The organism is Streptomyces sp. NPDC092045, assembly GCF_044756005.1.
In the GTDB taxonomy this organism is placed as follows: Bacteria; Actinomycetota; Actinomycetes; order Streptomycetales; family Streptomycetaceae; genus Streptomyces.
The window spans coordinates 23610-44177 of the sequence record NZ_JBIVSC010000020.1 but is presented as its reverse complement, the minus strand read 5'-3'; the positions used below and the strand labels follow the sequence as shown (position 1 = coordinate 44177).

The 20568-nt window shown below is 75.5% G+C and carries 19 protein-coding genes and 7 tRNA genes; 11 read left to right on the top strand and 15 right to left on the bottom strand.

Features of this window, described 5'->3' with window-relative positions:
* Window positions 1–107: 107 nt before the first annotated feature.
* Entirely contained in the window at window positions 108–836 is a 729-nt protein-coding gene (locus tag ACIQKA_RS29810) for a 3'-5' exonuclease (protein WP_381414642.1), read from the top strand.
* A gap of 63 nt (window positions 837–899) precedes the next feature.
* On the opposite strand, the gene ACIQKA_RS29805 is transcribed toward ACIQKA_RS29810, so the two are convergent.
* Window positions 900–971: transfer RNA gene (locus ACIQKA_RS29805), tRNA-Val, on the bottom strand.
* Between the two features lie 39 nt (window positions 972–1010).
* Entirely contained in the window at window positions 1011–1457 is a 447-nt protein-coding gene (locus tag ACIQKA_RS29800; RefSeq protein ID WP_402542951.1) for an SRPBCC family protein, read from the bottom strand.
* A gap of 83 nt (window positions 1458–1540) precedes the next feature.
* Here ACIQKA_RS29800 and ACIQKA_RS29795 point away from each other — a divergent pair, with 83 nt between their 5' ends.
* Window positions 1541–4141, top strand: a complete 2601-nt coding sequence (locus tag ACIQKA_RS29795; protein ID WP_402542950.1) for an SCO7613 C-terminal domain-containing membrane protein — start codon at window positions 1541–1543, stop codon at window positions 4139–4141.
* 64 nt (window positions 4142–4205) lie between these two features.
* Here the strand turns inward: ACIQKA_RS29795 and ACIQKA_RS29790 are convergent.
* A tRNA-Val gene (locus tag ACIQKA_RS29790) sits at window positions 4206–4280 on the bottom strand.
* A 54-nt stretch (window positions 4281–4334) separates the two neighbouring features.
* The gene (locus tag ACIQKA_RS29785) at window positions 4335–4757 is read right to left on the bottom strand and encodes a TIGR02611 family protein (RefSeq protein ID WP_402542949.1); all 423 of its coding nucleotides are present in this window, start codon (window positions 4755–4757) and stop codon (window positions 4335–4337) included.
* Window positions 4758–4947: 190 nt separating this feature from the next.
* Between ACIQKA_RS29785 and ACIQKA_RS29780 the strand changes: the two genes are divergently transcribed.
* Both ACIQKA_RS29780 and ACIQKA_RS29775 read left to right on the top strand, forming a co-directional pair.
* Complete coding sequence (locus ACIQKA_RS29780) at window positions 4948–5361, top strand: SsgA family sporulation/cell division regulator (protein ID WP_015032345.1); 414 nt, start codon at window positions 4948–4950, stop codon at window positions 5359–5361.
* A 191-nt stretch (window positions 5362–5552) separates the two neighbouring features.
* On the top strand, window positions 5553–6110 hold the full coding sequence (locus tag ACIQKA_RS29775; protein ID WP_383156977.1) for a CGNR zinc finger domain-containing protein: 558 nt from the start codon (window positions 5553–5555) through the stop codon (window positions 6108–6110).
* A 42-nt stretch (window positions 6111–6152) separates the two neighbouring features.
* On the opposite strand, the gene ACIQKA_RS29770 is transcribed toward ACIQKA_RS29775, so the two are convergent.
* Together ACIQKA_RS29770 and ACIQKA_RS29765 are read right to left on the bottom strand one after the other, a co-directional pair.
* Complete coding sequence (locus tag ACIQKA_RS29770; protein ID WP_383219625.1) at window positions 6153–6329, bottom strand: hypothetical protein; 177 nt, start codon at window positions 6327–6329, stop codon at window positions 6153–6155.
* A 121-nt stretch (window positions 6330–6450) separates the two neighbouring features.
* On the bottom strand, window positions 6451–6867 hold the full coding sequence (locus tag ACIQKA_RS29765; RefSeq protein ID WP_383156979.1) for a hypothetical protein: 417 nt from the start codon (window positions 6865–6867) through the stop codon (window positions 6451–6453).
* Window positions 6868–7035: 168 nt separating this feature from the next.
* On the opposite strand from ACIQKA_RS29765, the gene ACIQKA_RS29760 reads away from it, so the two are divergent.
* Window positions 7036–7551 carry a DsbA family protein gene (locus tag ACIQKA_RS29760; RefSeq protein WP_383434284.1) on the top strand — a complete coding sequence of 172 codons (516 nt, stop codon included), beginning with the start codon at window positions 7036–7038 and terminating at the stop codon, window positions 7549–7551.
* A 19-nt stretch (window positions 7552–7570) separates the two neighbouring features.
* On the opposite strand, the gene ACIQKA_RS29755 is transcribed toward ACIQKA_RS29760, so the two are convergent.
* The 3 genes from ACIQKA_RS29755 to ACIQKA_RS29745 all read right to left on the bottom strand — a co-directional run bounded on the left by ACIQKA_RS29755 (window position 7571) and on the right by ACIQKA_RS29745 (window position 10370).
* On the bottom strand, window positions 7571–8410 hold the full coding sequence (locus tag ACIQKA_RS29755; protein ID WP_390111820.1) for a GNAT family N-acetyltransferase: 840 nt from the start codon (window positions 8408–8410) through the stop codon (window positions 7571–7573).
* Window positions 8411–8475: 65 nt separating this feature from the next.
* Window positions 8476–9306 (bottom strand): aminotransferase class IV, encoded by an 831-nt coding sequence (locus ACIQKA_RS29750; RefSeq protein ID WP_391095530.1) that lies wholly within the window; start codon window positions 9304–9306, stop codon window positions 8476–8478.
* Entirely contained in the window at window positions 9303–10370 is a 1068-nt protein-coding gene (locus ACIQKA_RS29745; protein WP_383434290.1) for a chorismate-binding protein, read from the bottom strand. The genes ACIQKA_RS29750 and ACIQKA_RS29745 overlap by 4 nt, the downstream gene beginning before the upstream one ends.
* Before the next feature lie 244 nt (window positions 10371–10614).
* Between ACIQKA_RS29745 and ACIQKA_RS29740 the strand changes: the two genes are divergently transcribed.
* The 5 genes from ACIQKA_RS29740 to ACIQKA_RS29720 all read left to right on the top strand — a co-directional run bounded on the left by ACIQKA_RS29740 (window position 10615) and on the right by ACIQKA_RS29720 (window position 11092).
* Window positions 10615–10687 (top strand) — tRNA-Gly (locus ACIQKA_RS29740).
* 39 nt (window positions 10688–10726) lie between these two features.
* Window positions 10727–10800, top strand: a tRNA-Cys gene (locus tag ACIQKA_RS29735).
* A gap of 1 nt (window position 10801) precedes the next feature.
* A tRNA-Val gene (locus ACIQKA_RS29730) sits at window positions 10802–10873 on the top strand.
* 34 nt (window positions 10874–10907) lie between these two features.
* A tRNA-Val gene (locus ACIQKA_RS29725) sits at window positions 10908–10979 on the top strand.
* A 38-nt stretch (window positions 10980–11017) separates the two neighbouring features.
* Window positions 11018–11092, top strand: a tRNA-Val gene (locus ACIQKA_RS29720).
* 53 nt (window positions 11093–11145) lie between these two features.
* Here ACIQKA_RS29720 and ACIQKA_RS29715 read toward each other — a convergent pair.
* The 3 genes from ACIQKA_RS29715 to ACIQKA_RS29705 all read right to left on the bottom strand — a co-directional run bounded on the left by ACIQKA_RS29715 (window position 11146) and on the right by ACIQKA_RS29705 (window position 12861).
* Window positions 11146–11439, bottom strand: coding sequence for a zf-TFIIB domain-containing protein (locus ACIQKA_RS29715; protein WP_053644148.1), 294 nt, complete (start codon window positions 11437–11439; stop codon window positions 11146–11148).
* Window positions 11440–11506: 67 nt separating this feature from the next.
* The gene (locus ACIQKA_RS29710) at window positions 11507–12499 is read right to left on the bottom strand and encodes an aminoglycoside phosphotransferase family protein (RefSeq protein ID WP_402542948.1); all 993 of its coding nucleotides are present in this window, start codon (window positions 12497–12499) and stop codon (window positions 11507–11509) included.
* A 194-nt stretch (window positions 12500–12693) separates the two neighbouring features.
* Window positions 12694–12861 carry a hypothetical protein gene (locus ACIQKA_RS29705; protein WP_383156992.1) on the bottom strand — a complete coding sequence of 56 codons (168 nt, stop codon included), beginning with the start codon at window positions 12859–12861 and terminating at the stop codon, window positions 12694–12696.
* Between the two features lie 511 nt (window positions 12862–13372).
* Between ACIQKA_RS29705 and ACIQKA_RS29700 the strand changes: the two genes are divergently transcribed.
* Window positions 13373–14584, top strand: a complete 1212-nt coding sequence (locus ACIQKA_RS29700) for a serine/threonine-protein kinase (RefSeq protein ID WP_402542947.1) — start codon at window positions 13373–13375, stop codon at window positions 14582–14584.
* Between the two features lie 34 nt (window positions 14585–14618).
* Here ACIQKA_RS29700 and ACIQKA_RS29695 read toward each other — a convergent pair whose 3' ends face one another.
* The 3 genes from ACIQKA_RS29695 to cobT all read right to left on the bottom strand — a co-directional run bounded on the left by ACIQKA_RS29695 (window position 14619) and on the right by cobT (window position 20475).
* A complete protein-coding gene (locus ACIQKA_RS29695) occupies window positions 14619–15437 on the bottom strand; it encodes a TrmH family RNA methyltransferase (protein ID WP_383434299.1) in 819 nt (272 codons plus the stop codon).
* A gap of 56 nt (window positions 15438–15493) precedes the next feature.
* Window positions 15494–16744 (bottom strand): uroporphyrinogen-III C-methyltransferase, encoded by a 1251-nt coding sequence (gene cobA, locus ACIQKA_RS29690; RefSeq protein ID WP_383156999.1) that lies wholly within the window; start codon window positions 16742–16744, stop codon window positions 15494–15496.
* A 338-nt stretch (window positions 16745–17082) separates the two neighbouring features.
* Window positions 17083–20475, bottom strand: coding sequence for a nicotinate-nucleotide--dimethylbenzimidazole phosphoribosyltransferase (gene cobT / locus ACIQKA_RS29685; protein ID WP_402542946.1), 3393 nt, complete (start codon window positions 20473–20475; stop codon window positions 17083–17085).
* Between the last annotated feature and the right edge of the window lie 93 nt (window positions 20476–20568).

Sequence of the window (20568 nt, the reverse complement as noted above, 5' to 3'; positions counted from 1 at the left end):
CCGTCCCTTCTGTTGTGACCGGTCCGCGTACGGCGCAAACAGTCCGGGTATCACCGTTTCGGGGCAGGGGGTTGGCCATCTGCCGCACGTGTGCAGGGAGTTCGGGGATGACGATGCACTGGTACGAAGGGCCCCTGGCGGCTTTCGACACGGAGACGACGGGAATCGACGTCGAGGGGGACCGGATCGTCTCGGCCGCCCTCGTCGTGCAGGACACGGCCGGGGCGCGTCCGCGGGTGACGCGGTGGCTGGTGAATCCGGGCATACCGGTGCCCGCGGAGGCCACCGCCGTGCACGGCCTGACGGACGATCACCTCCAGCGGAACGGCCGGTGGCCCGCTCCGGTGATGGAGGAGCTGGGGCGGGCGCTGTCCGAGCAGATCGCGGCGGGGCGTCCGCTGGTGGTGATGAACGCGCCGTTCGACCTGACGCTCCTGGACCGGGAGTTGCGGCGGCACCGGGCCTCGACGCTGGACCACTACCTGGCGGGCGCGCCGCTGTGCGTGCTCGACCCGCGGGTCCTGGACAAGCACCTGGACCGCTACCGGAAGGGGCGCAGGACGCTGACGGACCTGTGCGCGCACTACGAGGTGGAGCTGGCGGGGGCGCACGACGCGGCGGCGGACGCGACGGCGGCGATGGACGTCGTACGGGCGGTGGCGCGGCGGTTCTCGTCCCGGCTCGAACGGCTGACGCCGGCGGAGCTGCACACGCTCCAGGCCGTGTGGCACGCGGCCCAGGCGCGGGGGCTCCAGGCGTGGTTCGCGCGGCAGGGGACGCCGGAGACGGTGGACCCGTCGTGGCCGCTGCGTCCGGAGCTGCGGGCGGCGGCGTGATCCGCGGGGCGCGCCCGCGATGACAGAGGCCGGTCCGTCTTTCGACGGACCGGCCTCTCCCGGTGGGCGATACTGGGATCGAACCAGTGACCCCTTCGGTGTGAACGAAGTGCTCTCCCGCTGAGCTAATCGCCCGGGAACGGGTTGAACCATACAGGCCTTCCGGCCCTTCCTTCAAACCGATCGCAGGTGGGCGGCGAGCCCCCGTCTCCCGCCGCGCATCATCAGGGCGTGGTTGGCGCGGAAGACGAGCCTGCCGGGGACGGCGAGCACCCTCAGGAGCCGGGCGCGGACCTCGACCTCCTGCTCGTACAGGACGCGGGTGCCGGTGCCTTCCGGGGCGAGGGTCCAGCGGACCCGGCCCTCCAGGTCCCCGCCGAGACCGACCTCCAGGACCCGGGCGGCGGGGTCGCGGCGCAGGGCGCGGACGGTGACGACGAGGTCGTACGGGAGGAGGGAGCGGAAGCGGGCGGTGCCGGAGGTCTCGTCGCGGGGGACGACCTCGCGGACCTGGGGCCACCAGCGGGGATAGTCCTCGGCCCGTTCGAGGGCGGCGTAGACGGCGTCGGGCGGGGCGGCGAGCCGCCAGACGCTGCGGAAGCGGTACCGGTACCGGTCCATGGGCCCAGTGTGGGCGTACTCAGGCGGGAAGATGAGTACGGACGCCCATTCCCGGCGGCCGGGCCCGGGCCGACACTCCGGGTATGGACAACTCCCTGCCGCCCGCGGACGAGCTGGTGCTCGTCGACCGCGAGCTGGCCCAACTCGAAGCGCGCCGCACCCATCTGCTGGCGCGGCGGGCCTGGCTGGTCCAGGTCCTGTACCGGCCGGCCCGGGCGGCGGCGCCGCGATGGCCGGTGACGCCGGCGGCCCCGGCGGCGGACTCGACGCCGCGGAGCGCGCAGAACGTGCTCCTGACGCTCGGCGGCACGCTCCTGACGATCGCGGCGGTCGCGTTCACCCTGGTGAGCTGGGGCTCGATGGGGATCGGCGGGCGCGCGGCGGTGCTGTGCGCGGTGACCGGCGCGGCGCTCGCGGCGCCGGTGGCGCTGCTGCGCAGGGGGCTCGTGTCGACGGCCGAGTCGGTGGCGGTCCTGGGGCTCGTCCTGACGGTGCTCGACGCGTACGCGCTGCACCGGGTGGCGCTGCCGGACGCGGACGGCCCCGGGTACGCGGCGGTGGCCTCGGCGGTCCTGGCGGGGGCGTGGGCGGCGTACGGTTCGGCGCTGTCGCGGCTGCGCGTCCCGCTGCCGGCGGCCGTGGTCGCGGCGCAGCTTCCGCTGCCGCTGGGCGTGCTGGCGGCCGGGGGCGGTCCGACGGCGTTCGCGTGGGCGGCGCTCGTCACGGCCGCGGCGGACGGCGCGGCGGTCCTGTGGGCGCGTCCGCTGCCGGTGCGGGTCACGGCGGGGATCGGCGCGGCGGTCCTGGGCGGCTGGGCGTTCCTGACGGGCGGCTGGCTCTCGCTCTCCTCGCCGTGGAGCGGCGCGCCGCTGCTCCTGGCGGGCGCGGCGGTGTTCCTGTACGTGGCGTGGCGGACGCCCGGGTGGGCGGTGGCGGCCTCGGTGGTCGCGGGCCTCGCGGTGGTGGCGGCGGTCGGCGGTCCGCTGCGGTCGGCGGTGCCCGGCGACTGGGCGGTTCCGGGGTACGTGCTGTGCGGGCTGGCCCTGGCGTCGGTGTGGCGGGCGGGCGCGGGCGCCCGGCTGCCGCGCGGGGTCCGGTCGGGCCTCGCGGGCGCGGGGGCGTCGGTGACGGCGCTGGGGCTCCTGTGGGCGCTGCCGCCGGTCGTGGCGGGCGCGCTGGGGCCGCTGGCGCGGACGACGGAGGTCTGGTCGGGCGAGCACGCCGGGCCCGCCCTGGGCTCGTACCCCGCGACGGCCGCCCTGGTCCTCGCGGTGGTCGCCGCCGCCCTCGCGTCCGTCGCCCGGCTGTGGGCGCGGTGCGGGGTCCTCGTCCTGGTCTGGGCGCTCCTCACGGCCCTGCCGGTCTCCCTCGGCCTGCCGTACGCGGCGGCGCTCGCGCTCCAGCTCCTCACGGCGGCGGCGGCCCTGTGGATCGCCGTCCGCCCGGGCCCGCCGGCCCGCGGCCTGCACCGGCCGGAGGCGGCGCCGGACGCGGGGGCGGCGACCGCCCGGGCCGCGGACCCGGCCGCGCCGTCGGCCACCGGCCCGGCGGACCGGCCGGCCGCCGAACCGGCCGCACCGGTCACCGACCCGGCCTCCGGTTCCGTCCCGCCCCCGCCCTCGGCTCCGCCCCGGTTCCCGGGGGCCGGTTTCGGCGCCCCTCGGTCCGGCTGGTCCGGCTGGACGCCCCCGAAGCCCCGGCCGCAGGCTCCCGCGGCGGAGCCCGGGACCGTCCTCGGGTGGGTCGCGTACGCCGGCGGGCTCCTGTCCGCCGTGGGCGCGGTCGCCCTCGCCCTGGACGTGCGGGAGGCCACGTTCGTGGCGCTCGGGGTGGTCCTCGGGCTCCTCGCGGGCGTGGCGGCCCTCGGCGCGGGCGCGCGGCGGACGGTGTCGGCCTGCGGGGCGGTGCTCGCGGCGGCGGGCCTGGTGCTCGCCGGGGCGGAGGCGGCCGGCCTGGAGGACCACTGGACGGCGCTCGCCCTGCTGCTCGTCCCGGCGGCGACGGCGGCCGTCGGGGCCACGGCGCGTCCGGTGGCGCTGCCGGTCGAGATCACCGGTGCGGCCGTGGGCCTCTGCGCCGTCGGGCTCGCCGGGTCGCGGCCCGCGTTCCTCGCGCTCGTCCTGGCGCTCGGCGGCGTGGTCGCGGCGGCGACGGCGGTCCGGCCGGAGCGGCGCCGGCTCGCCTCCTGGGCGGCGGCGGGGCTGTTCCTGCTGGCCACCTGGGTGCGGCTCGGGGCCTGGGGCGTGACGACTCCGGAGGCGTACACGCTGCCGGTGACGGTTCCGGCGCTGGTCGTCGGGTTCCTGCGGCGGCGCCGGGACCCGGAGGCCTCGTCCTGGACGGCGTACGGCCCCGGTCTCGCGGTGACGCTGCTGCCGAGCCTCGGCGCGGCCTGGACGGACCCGGAGTGGGTGCGGCCGCTGGTCCTGGGAGCGGCGGCGCTCGTGGTGACGCTGCTGGGGGCTCGGTTCCGGCTCCAGGCCCTGCTGCTGCTCGGCGGCACGGTGCTCGCCCTGGACGGACTGCACGAGCTGGCGCCGTACGTGGTGCAGGTGGTGGGCGCGCTGCCGCGCTGGCTGCCGCCGGCCCTCGCCGGGCTGCTGCTGCTCGCGGCGGGCGCCACGTACGAGCAGCGGCTGCGGGACGCGCGGAGGCTGCGGGAGCGGCTGACGCGGATGCGGTGAGGGCCCGGGGGCGGGAACGCCGAGGGCCCGGAGACGGTGGTCGTCTCCGGGCCCTCGGTCCGGGTGGTGGGCGATACTGGGTTCGAACCAGTGACCCCTTCGGTGTGAACGAAGTGCTCTCCCACTGAGCTAATCGCCCCGGTGCACCGCACACATTACCCCATGTCAGCGGGGCTGCCGCACCACGCGGAGGTCACTCGTCGATCTTCCACGGCATGACGAGGCCGAGCTTCCAGACGTAGACGCCGAGCAGGACGGCGACGATCACCACGCCGACGACGGTGAGGATGATGTTCCGGCGGCGGACCCTGGGGTCGAGGGCGCTCTGGGCGGCCTCGGTGACCTTGCGCTTGGTCCAGCGGAGCACGAGCTGCGCCCAGACGAACTCGGTCGCCCAGATCGCCATGCCGGCGAAGATGACCAGCCAGCCGGGCCCGGGCAGCGGCAGCATGACCACTCCGGCGCCGACCACGGCGAGTCCCACGATGAAGACGCCGACCTGCCAGCTGAGGTGCAGGGTCCGGCGGGACTTGATGAACTCCGGTGCGCGGGATCCCAGTTCGGCGTCCTGGCCGACCGCGGACTCCCCCGTGCGCTCGTCACTCTCCGCATTCATGCCTCCCAACCTACCGGACGCCGGGTCGACACCTGAATGGCCGTATTACCCAAAGTTACACGGGCCCGTACGAGGGACCTGAACGACCACAAAACCGACAGAGGGGTTTACAACGGCACCGGAGGTGGCATGTCGATTTCGCCGACGTGCGAATCCCCGAGCGCACACTGAGCGAAAGGCCCTGGCGCTTATGAACACCACGGTCAGCTGCGAGCTGCACCTGCGCCTCGTTGTGTCGAGCGAGTCCTCACTGCCTGTACCCGCGGGCCTGCGGTATGACACGGCCGATCCGTATGCCGTGCACGCCACCTTCCACACCGGAGCCGAGGAGACGGTCGAGTGGGTCTTCGCCCGCGACCTTCTCGCCGAGGGGCTGCACCGGCCCACCGGCACGGGCGACGTCCGCGTCTGGCCGTCCCGCAGTCACGGTCAGGGAGTCGTCTGCATCGCCCTGAGCTCTCCCGAGGGAGAAGCCCTGCTCGAGGCCCCGGCGAGGGCCCTGGAGTCGTTCCTGAAGCGGACCGACGCCGCCGTGCCACCGGGCACCGAGCACCGCCACTTCGACCTCGATACGGAGCTCTCCCACATCCTGGCCGACAGCTGAGCCAGGCCGAGAGCCGCACGGCGCCGTCCGACTCGGGGAGACGGCGCCGCGCGGGCAGCCCCACAGGCACGTCATCCGGCGCCCACCACCGCGCAGCCGGCGCGGTGGTGGGCGCCGGTGCCATGTCCGGGTCGCGCTAAAGTCAGCGCCATTCCGCGGGCGCCCGCCCGCGGCCGGCCAGGGAGCGAATCGTGCTGATCCCTCACGACACCCGGATCGCCCTCGACACCGTCGTCGATCTGATGAACACCGCGCCGCAGGGCGACCACCCCGACGCGCTCGCCGACCTCCGGGGCCTCCACGCCTTCGTCCACGCGCACAAGATCAGCGACGTGGGCGACCTCGGCGCCGGCGACCTGCGGGCCGTGCGCGAGGTGCGCGAGAAGTTCGCGGCGGTCTTCTCCGCGCCCGAGGCCCGGATCGCGGCCCCCCTGATCAACCAGCTGGTGGCGGGCGCGGGCACCACCCCGCAGCTCACCGACCACGACGGCTACGACTGGCACGTGCACTACTTCGCGCCGGGCGCCTCGGTGGCGGACCACCTCGCGGCCGACTGCGGCATGGCCCTGGCGTTCATCGTCGTGGCGGGCGAGCAGGAGCGGCTGCGGCGCTGCGAGGCGCCGGACTGCGGCCGGGCCTTCGTCGACCTCTCCCGCAACCGCTCGCGCCGCTACTGCGACAGCCGGACCTGCGGCAACCGGCTGCACGTGGCCGCCTACCGGGCGCGCCGCAAGGAGGCGGCGGGCTGACGTCACGGCCCTGGGTGTCGCGGCGGACGCCACGGCGGGGCGTCACAGCACGAAGAGGTCGTGCACGGCGGCCACGAGCAGCAGACAGCCGATGACGCCGAGGAAGATCATCAGCGGCGGCTGGGAGAGCGCGTACAGACAGCCGCGCGCTTCTTCGCCGGGGGCGCGGGCGGGAACGTCGGTGGGGGCGGGGACGGGGTCCCGCGAGGTATCCAGCATCTCGGGGGGATGATCGCGCACGCGCGCACCCGGGATCGCGGAACACGCCTTCCGGCCGGGCGGGTTCACTCCTTCCCGTGGATCACCGAACCGGGGCGGTCAGCGGAATCGCCAGAAGCGGTCAGATTCCGTGCTTCTTCAGAATCGCCTCGATGTCGCTGAAGTCGTCGCCCGCGGGCTCGGCGGCCCGCGGCTTCCCCGTCACGGCCCGCGGAGGCGCCGGGGCGCCGGGAGCCGCGGCCCTCGGCGCGGGCTCCGCGACGGCGGCCCGCCCTCCGCCGGCCCGGCGCCGCTCGACGGCCCGGGTGGACAGAAAGAGCACCCAGGCCAGACCGAGCACGCCGAAGCCGGCCCAGGCCACCGGGCTGAACGCCGTGCCCGCGATCCAGGCGACGGCCCCCGTCATCACCAGGCCGAGGGGCACCAGGGCGTAGGCCGCGATCCGGGCGGCGGACAGGAAGCGCTTCCGGTACGCGGCGATCGCGGCGATGCCCAGGCCCGCCGCGGACACCGCGGAACAGATGGTCTCGGCGAGCATGCGGTCCTCCAGGTCCCCGGGTGATACGTCCCTTCCATCCTGCACCCCCGCGTCCGTCCGGGGCCATGTCCCCGAGCCGGTCTCAGGGAGATCTCCGGGTCGCCCCGGCCGGGATCTCCTCCCCGGGTCCCGGTGAACCCCCAGGTCCCGGTGGGGGAGACTGCTGACATGAGCGACTCCACCACCGCACCCGTCTCCCCCGTCGTCCTGGAGGCCTGGTTCGACCTCCAGTGCCCCGACTGCCTCCGGGCCCTCGACGACGTCCGCGCGCTCCGCGAGAAGTACGGCGACCGGCTCGACGTGCAGCTGCGCCACTTCCCGCTGGCCAAGCACAAGCACGCGTACGCCGCCGCCCAGGCCGCCGAGGAGGCCGCCGAGCAGGGCAAGGGCTGGCCGTACGCCGAGGCGCTGCTCGCCAGGACCGCCGGGCTCGGCGAGCGGGGCGAGCCGGTCCTCCTGGAGCTGGCGGCCGAACTGGGCCTGGACGCGGAGGAGTTCGACACCGCGCTGATCGACGGCCGGCACCTGCTGACCGTCGACGCGGACGAGGCCGAGGGCAAGGCGATCAAGGTCACCGGCACGCCGACCTACGTCGTCGACGGCGAGCGCCTGGACGGCGGACAGAGCCAGGAGGGCCTGCGGGAGCGGATCGAGGCGATCGTCGACCGCCTCCTCGGCGCCTGACCCGGCCGCCCGGACGGGCCTACAGCAGCGGCTTGGCTCCGTTGACGTGGGTCGTGCGGTAGCCGAGCGACTCGTAGAGCCGGACCGCCGGGGTGTTGTCCGCGAAGACGTGCAGTCCGAGCAGGGTCTCCCCGGCCTCCCGCGCGACCCGCTCGGCGAGCAGCATGAGCGCCCGTCCGCGGCCGCGCCCGCGCTGCTCCTCGTACACCTCCACGTCGTACACGTAGGCCGCCCACCGCCCCGGTTCGAGCTCGGCCCGGCCGGTCCACAGGAAGCCGGCGGGGCGTCCGTCCCGGACGAGCACGTGGATCGCGGTGCCGGGGGTGGCGAGGCCCTCGGGCAGGAGGGCGCGGTGGCTGTTCTCGGCCTTCGCGCGCGCCTGCTCCTCGGGGACGCCCCGCTCGGTCCAGCTCCGCGCGAACGCCTCGCGGGCCCGCACCTCCCACTCCCCGTACTCGGCGCCGGTCATCGGCCTGACCTCGACGCCCTCCGGGAGGACGGGCGGGACGTCGGGCAGCTCCTTGACCATGTTCCGGCTGCGCTCGACGTAGCCGAGCGAGCGGACCATGCGCAGCGCGGGGGCGGCGTCGGCGGGCACCGACGCCCGCACCTGGACGCAGCCCCAGCTCCGCAGCACCTCCTCGGAGGCGAGCGCGGCGACCGTGCCCCGGCCCCTCCCCCGGTCCGGCTCGTCGATCCGGAGGTCCTGGATCACCCCCGAGGCGGCGCCGAAGGCGGGGTCGGTGGCGAGGTGGACGGAGCCGACACGGCGGCTGTTCACGCACACGTCGTAGGTGCGGGAACGGCCGCCGCCGGGCAGCTGCTGAAGCGGCTCGACCGGCCGCAGGGTGGTGGTCATCGGAAGTGTTCTACCCACCGCCGGGGCCGTCCGCCATCGGGTTTCCCCGCGATCCGCGACCGGCCCTACCCGAGGCGCGGGTCCCGGTCGCGGGCCGCGTGCTCGTCGAAGGTCCGCATGGCCTTGGCGGTGACCGGTCCGGGCGCGGGCGACAGTTCGCGCCCGTCGACCCGGTGCACGGCCTGGACGTCGCGGAGGGTCGAGGTCAGGAAGACCTCGTCGGCGCTCTCCAGGACGTCCAGCGGCAGGTCGGCCTCCTCCGCGCCGGTCCACCGCACGGCGAGGGCGCGGGTGATGCCCGCGAGGCAGCCGGAGGAGACCGGCGGGGTGAGGATCCGGCCGTCGACCACGACGAAGACGTTGGATCCGGTGCCCTCGCAGAGCCGCCCCACCGTGTTGGCGAAGAGCGCCTCGGAGGCCCCCCGCTCGCGCGCCTTCGCGAGGGCGACGACGTTCTCGGCGTACGAGGTGGTCTTGAGGCCGGTGAGGGCGCCGCGCTCGTTGCGGGTCCAGGGCACGGTGACCACGGCGGTGGTGTCGGGGCGGCGGCCGGTCCCGCCGAGGGCCACGACGAGGCTGGTCCCGGCGTCGCCGCGCTCGGAGCCGAGCGGGGAGGGGCCGCCGGTGTACGTGATGCGGAGCCGGCCGAGCTCCATCGGGTTGGCCTCCAGGACGGCGGCGCAGGCCCGGCGGACCTCGTCCAGGTCCGGGTCGGGCAGGCCGAGGCCACGGGCCGAGCGGGTGAGGCGCTCCAGGTGGAGGGTGAGGGCGAACGTCTCCCCGCGCTCCGCCTTGACCGTCTCGAAGACGCCGTCGCCGACGGTCAGTCCGTGGTCCAGTACGGAGACCCGGGCGGCCTCCGCGTCGTGCAGCCCGCCGTTGACCCAGAGTTTCATCGAGAAATGGCCTTTCCTGTCGCCTCGGAGGCGCCTGGTTCGTAGGCGCCCGACGCTATCGCGACCAGCCGGGACGCCTTCAGCTCGGTCTCCTCCCACTCGCGCTCCGGATCGGAGCCCCAGGTGATCCCGGCGCCGGTGCCGAAGCGCAGCACGCCCTCGGGGCGGTCGATCCAGAAGGTGCGTATGCCGACGGCCAGCTCGCCGGTGGCCGCGTCGGCGTCGACCCAGCCGACGCCCCCGCAGTAGGGGCCCCGGGGCGCGGTCTCCAGGGCCTCGATGATCCGCAGCGCGCTGGACTTGGGGGCGCCGGTGACCGAGCCGGGCGGGAAGGTGGCGGCAAGCAGTCCGGGCCAGCCGGCGTCCTCGCGCAGCACTCCGGCGACGGTGGAGACGAGGTGGACCAGGCCGGGGTGCTCCTCGACCGCGCAGAGGGCGGGGACGGTGACGGAGCCGGTCTCGCTGACGCGCCCCAGGTCGTTGCGGACCAGGTCGACGATCATCACGTTCTCCGCGTGGTCCTTGGGGAGGAGGTCGGCGGCGGTGCGGCCGGTGCCCTTGATCGGCCCCGAGGAGACCAGGGCCCCGTCCCTGCGCAGGTAGAGCTCGGGGGACGCGGTGGCGATCTCCACGCCGTGGGCGGGCAGGCGAATCGTTCCGGCGTACGGGGCGGGGTTGCCCCGGGCGAGGAGCGCGGTGAGGGCGTCCACGTCGGCGGCGGCCGGGTCCGGCAGCGGCGCGGACAGCACCCGGCAGAGGTTCGCCTGGTAGACCTCGCCGCGCGCGATGTGCTCCCGCACGCGCCGTACGCCCGCGGTGTACGCGGCGCGGTCGAGGGAGGACGTCCAGGCGTCGGCGGCGGGGCCGTGCCAGGCGCCCGGCACGGGTGCGGGCACCGGGTCCGGCCGCACGTCCCCGAAGCGGGCGCAGGTCAGGCGCCCTTCGAAGTCCGCGCAGACGGCCCAGAAGCCGGTGGAGTCCAGGGCCTCGGGGTCGTGGGTGACGTCCCGGAGGTCGGTGGCGACGAGGCCGCCGAAACGGGCCAGAGGTGCGAGGTCGTACACGCGTCGAGTCTAGGTCGGGCGGGGCGGGGGCACCGGGCCGCGTGCGCCGGGGGCTGCGCGCGACCCCGGGAACACGGCGAGTGAACGCCGCGCGAACCCTCCGGGGGTCCCGCCGGGAGGTGATCGTCGGCGCCCCGGAGGGCCCGCAGGTCAGCACGCTGCGGAAACGCGTTTTTGTACTGGCCCGGGAATCCGCTAGAGTTCAACACGTCGCCGGGACGCGCAAGCGGAACGGAAACGACAAGCGGACGTGGCTCAGTTGGTAGAGCATCACCTTGCCAAGGTGAGGGTCGCGAGTTCGAATCTCGTCGTCCGCTCGATGTGGGGGATCTTCCCGAACCCCCGTATTCACTCCTGGTGGAGTGGCCGAGAGGCGAGGCAACGGCCTGCAAAGCCGTCTACACGGGTTCAAATCCCGTCTCCACCTCCAAGGACGATTAGCTCAGCGGGAGAGCGCTTCCCTGACACGGAAGAGGTCACTGGTTCAATCCCAGTATCGTCCACTGGACCTTCGGGTCCCGGATCTCCGGATCCCCCGCGCGATTAGCTCAGCGGGAGAGCGCTTCCCTGACACGGAAGAGGTCACTGGTTCAATCCCAGTATCGCGCACGCAGCACGGCCGCCTTCGGGTAGGTTGTGCACGTCCCGCGCGATTAGCTCAGCGGGAGAGCGCTTCCCTGACACGGAAGAGGTCACTGGTTCAATCCCAGTATCGCGCACCACGAAAAGAAGCCCCGGCCGCGTCTCGCGGCCGGGGCTTCTTCGTGTCAGTACCTCAGGAGGAGAAGAGCATCCGTCCGAAGCCGCGCTGGCGGTAGTGACCGCCGCCGTGGTGGCCGCCGTGGTGCGGGGCGCCCCAGGCCGGCGCGGCGGGAGCGGGCTGCGCCGGGTAGGCCTGCGGGGCGGGCGGCGCCGGCGGGGCCTGCTGCACCCACTGGGACTCCAGGCGGGTCAGGGCCTCCAGCTCGCCGTAGTCCAGGAATATGCCCCGGCAGCCGCTGCACTGCTCGATCTGGACGCCGTTGCGGTTGTACGTGTGCATGGCCGCATGACACTTGGGACACTGCATGCTCGGCTCAACTCCCTGACATTGCCGTTCGAATGGTGGCCTCACCTTACGTGGACGCCAAAAGTGCCTACCCGGTTCGATGTCCGGCGATGCGGGCGCAGGTGTCGACCATCACCTCCTCCACCTCGTCCAGCGGCCGGTGTTCGGCCGCGGACTTCACGAGGGCCAGGGCGGCGGTCTGCACCGTCAGGGCGCGGGCCGGCACGTCGAGCCGGTCCCAGGGATCGGCCCCCACCGCCGGACCGCCCGCCTCCCGGTACGCGCCGAGGAAACGGGACCAGACCTCCGGGGGCAGGATGCCGGCGGCGAACCAGGCGGCCGGGCGGGCCAGGTCCCAGGCGGGATCGCCGGTGCCGAGGTCGTCGACGTCGATGAGCCGCCAGGACGGAGGGGCCCCCGGAGCGGGAGCGGGCGGTACGAGCCGGACGAGTTGGCCCAGGTGGAAGTCGCCGTGGCAGAGCAGGCGGGGGGCGTTCCCGGGAGCCGTGCGGTCCGTGGGGATCGTTCCCCGGGCGGCGAGGACGGTGGCCGCGGCCGGATGGTCCGGCGCCGCCCGGCGCATCCGGTCCACGGCGAGGGCCGCCTTGAGCGGGGCCCGCATCGCCGGGAGCGCGTCCGCGGTCCCGGGCGGGAGCGGAGTGCGGTGGAGCAGGGCCAGGAGCCGCGCCGCCTCCTCCCACGGAGCGGCGTCGGGGTCCGCCGGGTCGACGGGCGGACCGTACGGCCAGACCGTGACCGGCCGTCCGCCGAGCACGTCCGGAGCGGTCGGCGGCAGCGCGAGGGGCGAGAGGAGGACACCCGCCAGGTCCGGGCGGGCGGCCAGCGCGATCCGCGCCCGGTGCGCCTCGGGGTCGGTGTCGGGGGCGTGCGCCTTCACCACGAGCGCCCCGTGGCGCACGACGGTCCCGTCCTCCCGGTCCGCGAGCACCCGGACGAGCCCGCCGTCCGCGCAGCCGCAGGGCGCGGCACCGGGCGGATGGGCGGCGGCACGGGCCAGGGCGGCGAGGCCCTCGATCGGGGCCGACGGGGGCTGGACGGACGGGGGCCGGGTGGGGGTCACGCGGGGAGCGTACGGGGTGGGGCGGCGGGTTCTCGCGGGCGGGCCGCTCGTACGGCGGGCGGGCGGGAACGCGCGAGGGCCGGTCGGCTCCCCGGCCGACCGGCCCCACGCTGCCGTCCGTCGCACCCCCGTCCCCACGGGGCTGATGGCCGGATGTCCCGACCCGGGCCGCTCTCCCGGGTCCGGGGCGCCGCTCAGCGCCCCAGCATCACGCCCACGGACGACGCCTGTGTGACCACCGCTTCCCAGCCGCCGAAGACGACCACGAGCAGGGCCGCGAGAGGAAGGACCATGGCGGTGGCCACCAGGGGGTGACGGCGGCCCGAAGGCCGGCTGGTCGTCCTCGGTGCCGTGTGGGCCATGGTTCCTCTCCCGTCGTGTGGCGCGGCGGGTGCGTAACCTCGGGGGACGAGTGCTGCACCCGCCGCGTGACAACAACCTTAGGAAGCGGGGAGCGCCGGGACGTCATGCCCGCGTACCGACTTGCGGGCCTCCCGGAGGATGACGGCCGCCCGCACGGCGTACTCCCCTGGGTGGAGACGGGGGCCCGCAACCCGGGGTCTTCCCCCAGGGGTTGCGCCGGGGAGGGCGCACCGGGCGAGGGCGCGTGACATCGCTCACTTCCTTGATCGTCGCGGGGGCGTCCGGGTCCGCGAGGGGGTGGGACCCCCTGCCGGGGAGGACGGAGGGCGGGTCACGCCGGGGGCTTCAAGTGGGTTCGGGCGGAAGGGGGTTGGGGGCGGCGAGGTGTCGCCGGTCCCCGGGGGGCCTCCACAGCACTGACAATCGATCCCGGTGCGAGGGCGCGGCCTATGAGCGCGTGCGGGCGCCACTACGTAAGCTGTGCCACGTCGAACGGACGAGGGGACGGACATGGCGATGATGCGGCTCCGGCGCGAGGATCCGCGGATCGTCGGGTCGTTCCGGCTCCACCGCAGGCTGGGGGCCGGCGGGATGGGCGTCGTGTACCTGGGGTCCGACCGGCGCGGCCAGCGGGTCGCCCTGAAGGTCATCCGGCCCGACCTCGCCGAGGACCAGGAGTTCCGGTCGCGGTTCGCCCGCGAGGTGTCGGCGGCCCGGCGGATCCGCGGCGGCTGCACGGCCCGGCTCGTCGCCGCCGACCTGGAGGCCGACCGCCCCTGGTTCGCCACCCAGTACGTGCCCGGCCCCTCGCTGCACGACCGGGTCGCCGAGGAGGGCGCGCTGCGCGCCGCCGACGTGGCCGCGATCGGGGCGGCGCTCTCCGAGGGCCTGGTCGCCGTCCACGAGGCCGGGGTCGTGCACCGGGACCTCAAGCCGTCGAACATCCTGCTCTCCCCCAAGGGCCCCCGGATCATCGACTTCGGCATCGCCTGGGCCACCGGCGCCAGCACCCTCACCCACGTGGGCACCGCCGTCGGCTCGCCCGGCTTCCTCGCCCCCGAGCAGGTGCGCGGCGCCGCCGTCACCCCCGCCACCGACGTCTTCTCGCTCGGCGCCACCCTGGCGTACGCGGCGATGGCCGACTCCCCCTTCGGGCACGGCAGTTCCGAGGTCATGCTCTACCGGGTCGTGCACGAGGAGCCGCAGCTGCACGGCGTGCCCGACGCGCTGGCGCCCCTCGTCCGGGCCTGTCTCGCGAAGGACCCCGAGGACCGGCCGAGCACGCTCCAGCTCTCGATGCGGCTCAAGGAGATCGCGGCGCGCGAGGCGCAGGGGCTGCCCGTCTCCCGCCCGCCCGTGCAGCGGGAGCGGTCCGAGGAGCGGAACACCGTGCGGCCGACGGAGCGGTACACCGAGTACACCGAACGGGACACGCGCGGGCGCGGCCCGGAGCGGGTCGGCGAGCGCGGTCCCGAGCGGGAGCGCGGTGGGGAGCGAGGTCAGGGGCGGGGCGGGTCCTCGCGTTCCTCCGCCGCCGGGCCGCGCACCGGGGGCTCCCGGCCCCCCCAGTCCCGTTCCGGCACCAGGCCCGGCGTCCGCTCCACCTCGACGGGCCGCCGCCCCGCCAACCCCCGGCTGCTGCGGCAGCGGCTCTTCGTCTTCGTGGTCGTGACCCTGGTCGTCGCCCTCGGCATCGCCGCCGCGCAGGCCCTCCAGGGCTGAGCCGCCCCGGGCCCCCGGGGCCCGGGTCCTCGGGTCAGGACTCCGGGCGGCCCGTCGCCACCGCGTAGAACGCGACGGCCGCCGCGGCTCCCACGTTGAGCGAGTCCACGCCGTGGGCCATCGGGATGCGCACCCACTCGTCGGCGGCCCGCAGCGCCTTCTGCGACAGGCCGTCGCCCTCCGCGCCCAGCATCAGCGCCACCCGGTCCCGCTTGTGCGGGGCGGCCTCGTCGATGGAGACCGCCCGCTCCGCCGGGGTGAGCGCGAGCAGATCGAAGCCCGCCTCCCGTACGGCCTCCAGGCCTCCAGGCCAGCCCTCCAGGCGGGCGTACGGGACGGAGAAGACCGCGCCCATGGACACCTTCACGGAGCGCCGGTAGAGCGGGTCCGCGCAGTCCGGGGAGAGCAGGACCGCGTCCATGCCGAGGGCGGCGGCGCTGCGGAAGATCGCGCCGATGTTGGTGTGGTCGTTCACCGACTCCATGATCACCACGCGGCGGGCGCCCGCCAGCAGCTCGGCCGCCTCCGGGAGCGGCTCGCGCCGCATCGACGCGAGGGCGCCCCGGTGCACGTGGTAGCCGGTGACCCGCTCCGCGAGGTCCGGGTCGATCACGTACACCGGCGCCTCGGACGCGTCGATGACGTCCCGCATGGTGTCGACCCACTTGGCCGAGAGCAGCATCGACCGCATCGCGTACCCCGCCCGGCCCGCCCTCCGGATGACCTTCTCGCCCTCCGCGATGAACAGGCCCTCGGCCGGCTCCCGTCTGCGGCGGAGCTCCACGTCGGTCAGGCCCGTGTAGTCGTGCAGGCGGGGGTCGTCGGGAGCGTCGATCGTGATCAGTTCGGCCACTGGGGGATGCTGCCTTGTCCGGGTGAGTGGGGTGGGAAGTCGGGGCGGGGTCGGTCTCATGCCGTCGGCTTGTTCGGGCCCTCCGTCACCACGTCGCCTATGACGATCACCGCCGGCGGGCGCACCTCCTGCGTCCTGACCGTCTCCGCGACCGTCGCGAGCGTCGCGTCCACCCGGCGCTGGGCCGCCGTCGTGCCCTCCTGGACCAGGGCCAGGGGGGTCTCCGGGGCCTTGCCGTGGGCGATCAGGGCCTCCGCGATCTTTCCGATCTTGTCGACGCCCATGAGGATCACCAGGGTGCCCGTCAGCTTGGCGAGCGAGGCCCAGTCGACCAGGGAGCGCGGGTCGTCGGGGGCCACGTGCCCGCTGACCACCGTGAACTCGTGGGCCACCCCCCGGTGGGTGACCGGGATCCCGGCCGCGCCCGGCACCGAGATCGAGCTGGAGATGCCGGGGACCACCGTGCAGGCGATGCCCTCGGCGGCGAGCGCCTGCGCCTCCTCCATGCCCCGGCCGAAGACGAACGGGTCGCCACCCTTCAGGCGGACCACCGACTTCCCCGCCTTCGCGTGCTCGATCAGCGCGTTGTTGATGGCCTCCTGCGCCATGAACCGGCCGTACGGGATCTTCGCCGCGTCGATCACCTCGACGTGCGGGGGCAGTTCGTCCAGGAGGTCGCGGGGGCCGAGGCGGTCCGCGATCACCACGTCCGCCTCCGCGAGCAGACGGCGGCCGCGCACCGTGATCAGGTCCGGGTCGCCGGGGCCGCCGCCGACCAGGGCGACGAACGGGGTGCGGGCGCGGTGCTGGGGCGCCGCGATCGAGCCGTCCCGCAGGCCCTCCACGATCACGTCCCGCACGGCGGCCGAGCGGCGCGGGTCGTGGCCGGTGAGCACCGCCACGGTGACGCCGTCGCCGCGGCCGGTGGCCGGGGTCCAGGCGGTGGCCGCCTCGGCGTCGTCCGAGCGCACGCACCAGGTCCGGGTCCGCTCGGCCTCGGCGGAGGCGGCCTCGTTCGTGGCGGGGTCGGTGGTGGCGACCAGGACGTACCAGGCGTCGGCGAGGTCTCCGTCCTCGTACCGGCGCTTGATCCAGGTGATCTCGCCCGTCTCCGCCATCACGTCCACGGACGGGGTCGCGGAAGGGGAGATCAGGGTGATGTCCGCGCCCGCGGCGATCAGGGCGGGGAGGCGGCGCTGGGCGACCTGGCCGCCGCCGAGGACGACCACGCGGCGGCCGGCGAGGCGGAGGCCCACCGGGTAGGCGGGGTGGGCGTCGGGGGTCGCCTTCTCGGTGTTCTCGGCCATGGGTGAGCGGCTCCTCGGGGCGTGGCATGTGCGGGGCCGCTGCGGCGGTGGAGCGGCTGGTGGGACGCTGTTTCGGGTCCCGGCTTCGGGTTCCGGGTCCGGGTCCGGGTCCCACGATATCGGTGGCCCCGGGGTGTCACCCTGTGACGGATCTCCCCGCCGTGGGCGTGACGTGGGGGCCGCTCCGGAACAGGCTGGCGGAGACTGCGTGATTCACGGCGCCCCGGACCCCGGAAAGGTGCCCCACCGGTCGCGGCGCACGTCACGCTTCGCGTCCCGGGCCCTGTTCCCGCGCGGCCCCGCCCGCTCCCGTGAGCGGGCGGGGCCACGCCGTGGTGCTACTTCTCGGTGACTCCCGCCGAGTCGAACGTGGCCACCTCGTGCATCGCGCGGGCCGCGCTCTGCACCAGCGGGAGGGCGAGCAGGGCGCCCGTTCCCTCGCCGAGGCGGAGGTCCAGGTCGACCAGGGGGCGCAGGCCCAGCTTGTTCAGGGCCGCCACGTGGCCCGGCTCGGCGCTGCGGTGGCCCGCGATGCAGGCCGCGAGCGACTCGGGCGCGATGGCCCGGGCCACGAGGGCCGCCGCTCCGGTGGAGACGCCGTCGAGGATGACCGGGGTGCGCAGGGAGGCCGCGCCCAGGATCAGGCCCACGAGGGCCGCGTGCTCCAGGCCGCCGACCGCCGCGAGGGCGCCGATCGGGTCCTCCGGGTCCGGGGTGTGCAGGGCGAGGGCGCGGCGGACCACGTCCACCTTGCGGGCGTGGGTCTCGTCGTTGATGCCGGTGCCCCGGCCCGTGACCTCGGCCGGGTCCACGTCGGTGAAGACGGAGATCAGGGCGGCGGACGCCGTGGTGTTGGCGATGCCCATCTCGCCCGTGAGCAGGGCCTTGTTGCCCGCCGCGACCAGGTCGCGGGCCGTCTCGATGCCGACCTCGATCGCGGCCAGGACCTCTTCGCGGGTCATGGCCGGGCCGGTGGTGAAGTCGGCGGTGCCGGGGCGGACCTTGCGGGGCAGGAGGCCCGGGGTGGCCGGGAGCTCGGAGGCCACGCCGACGTCGACGACGCAGACCTCGGCGCCGACCTGGTTGGCGAACGCGTTGCAGACCGCTCCCCCGCCGAGGAAGTTGGCGACCATCTGGCCGGTGACCTCCTGCGGCCAGGGCGTGACGCCCTGGGCGTGGACGCCGTGGTCGCCCGCGAAGACCGCGACGGCCGCGGGCTCCGGGACGGGCGGCGGGCACATCCGGGAGAGACCGGCGAGCTGGGCGGAGATGATCTCCAGCATGCCCAGGGCCCCGGCGGGCTTGGTCATGCGCTTCTGGCGCTCCCAGGCCTCGCCGAGCGCCTTGGCGTCCAGCGGGCGGATGTTCGCGACGGTCTCCTGGAGGAGGTCGTGCGGCTCCTCGCCGGGCAGGGCGCGGCGGCCGTACGTCTCCTCGTGGACGACCCAGGCCAGCGGGCGGCGCTTGGACCAGCCCGCCTGCATCAGCTCGGGCTCCTCCGGGAACTCGTCCACGTAGCCCACGCAGAGGTACGCGACCACTTCGAGGTGCTCGGGGAGGCCGAGGGTGCGGACCATCTCGCGCTCGTCGAAGAAGCTGACCCAGCCGACGCCGAGGCCCTCGGCGCGGGCCGCGAGCCAGAGGTTCTCGACCGCGAGCGCGGAGGAGTAGGGGGCCATCTGCGGCTGCGTGTAGCGGCCGAGGGTGTGGCGGCCGCCCCGGGTGGGGTCGGCGGTCACCACGATGTTGACCGGGGTGTCGAGGATGGCCTCGATCTTCAGTTCCTTGAACTGCTTCGCACGGGCCTTCGGCAACGACTTGGCGTACGCCTCGCGCTGCCGCTGGGCCAGCTCGTGCATCGTCTGCCGGGTCTCGGCGGAGCGGATGACGACGAAGTCCCAGGGCTGGGAGTGGCCGACGCTGGGGGCCGTGTGGGCGGCCTCCAGGACGCGGAGCAGCACCTCGTGCGGGATCGGGTCGGAGCGGAAGCCGTTGCGGATGTCGCGGCGCTCGCGCATGACGCGGAGGACGGCCTCGCGCTCGGCGTCGTCGTAGCCCGGGGCCGCCGGGGAGGGTTCCGGGGCCGGCTCCGGGGCCAGGTCCTGGGCCGCCGGCTCCGGGGTCGGCTCCTGAGCCGGGTCCTGGGCCTGTTCCGGGGCCGGGTCCTGCGCCGGTTCCTGGATCCGCTCCGGGGCGGGAACGGCCTCCGGGGCGGAAACGGCCTCGGGGGCCTCTTCCCGGGCCGGGGCGGGCGCCGTCGGTTCCTGGGCGGGAGCGGGCTCTTCGGCGGGAGCCGGTTCCTCGGCGGGAGCCGGTTCCGGGGCGGGCCGCTCGGCGGGGGCCGGCTCCGGGAGCGGGGCCGGCTCCGCCGCCGCGACGGCTTCCGGGGCCTCCGGCTGCTCGGGAGCGGTCTCCGCGACCGGCTCCTCGGGGGTCTGCTCCACAGGGGCCTGCTCCGCCGGGGCCTCGGGTGCGGCCTCCTGCCGGGGCTGCTCGGGCTCGTCCGGTACGGGGGCGGGGGCGGCGGCCACGACGGGCTCCGGCTCGGCCGCTTCCGGCTCGGGCTCGCGCGGCGCGGGCACGACGACCGCCTCGGGGCCGGTCGGCTCCTCCCAGATCTCCGGGGCGGCCTCGGGCGCGGGCTCCGCCTCCGCGGCGGGTTCCTCGGGCCGCTCCTCGGGCGCGGGAGCGGGCTCGGGGGCCGGCTCCGCGACCGGGAGCTGCTCCGCGGTCGGGGCCTGCTCCGCGGTCGGGGCCTGCTCCGCGGTCGGCGTCGGGGCCAGGTGCGGGGCGGTCGGGACGGTGCCCTCGACCTGGACGAACTGGCCGGAGTGGTCGGAATGCGGGACGACCGTTTCTGCGGGGGGCTGCGCCACCGGCTCCTGCGCGGTCCACGGCTCGGCGCCCTGCGGCGCGAGCTGCTGCTCCTGCGGGATGTCGAAGTACTCGGGGCCCGTGGTCGGCGGGCCCGGGGTGCGGGCCGGCACGGGGGCGGGGCCGGTGGCCACGAGGGGCTCCGGAGCGGGCTGCGGGGCCGGGGCGGGCGCGGTGGCCGGACCCCGGTCGGCCAGCGAGCGCACGACTCCGCCGGTGCCCTCGGGCACGGGCGGGCCCATGTGCAGCGGACGGCGGGCGGGCGGCGGGGTCTGTGCCACGGCCGGCGGGGCCGTGGGGACGCCGCCGAGGTCGACGGAGCCCGAGTCGTGGCCGACGGCCTCGTGCGCGCCGGTGTCGAGGATGCCCGGCTCGTAGCCGTGGTCCGTGAGGACCGGCTCGTGCGGGGCGGTGGGGACGCCGTGCGCGGGAGTGCCGGCGACGGGGACGCCGTGCGCCGGGGTCCCGGTGTACGGGGCGGCCGGTACGCCCTGCGGCGGGGTCCGGTCCTGCGGGGCGGTGAGGACGTCGCCGAGGGCGGTGTGCTCGGGGAGCGGGTCCGTGAGCGGGTCGGGCAGGGGGTCCGTCAGCGGGTCGCCCAGCGGGGCCGGGGCCCCCTGGTGCGGGACCGCGGGGACCGGCGGGGGCACGGCGACCGGCGGCGCGGGCACGACGCCCGGCGGGTGCTCGCTCCAGGCGCCCTGGGCGCCCGGCATCAGCAGCAGGTCGTCGTCCTCGGCGGTGTGCTCGGAGGGGTCCAGGAAGGTGTACGCGCCCGGTGCGGGGATGCCCGGCCGCTCGACCATGCCTGCGTTCTCCGGCAGTCCCTCGCCCGGGACCTGGCCGGTGTCCGTCATGCGTACCCCTCGCCCATCGCTTGTGCTCCTTCGGACCTGCGCCCGTCGACAACAACGAGCGCGCGCGCCGCGCGGCACGAGGTGCGCGGGCAC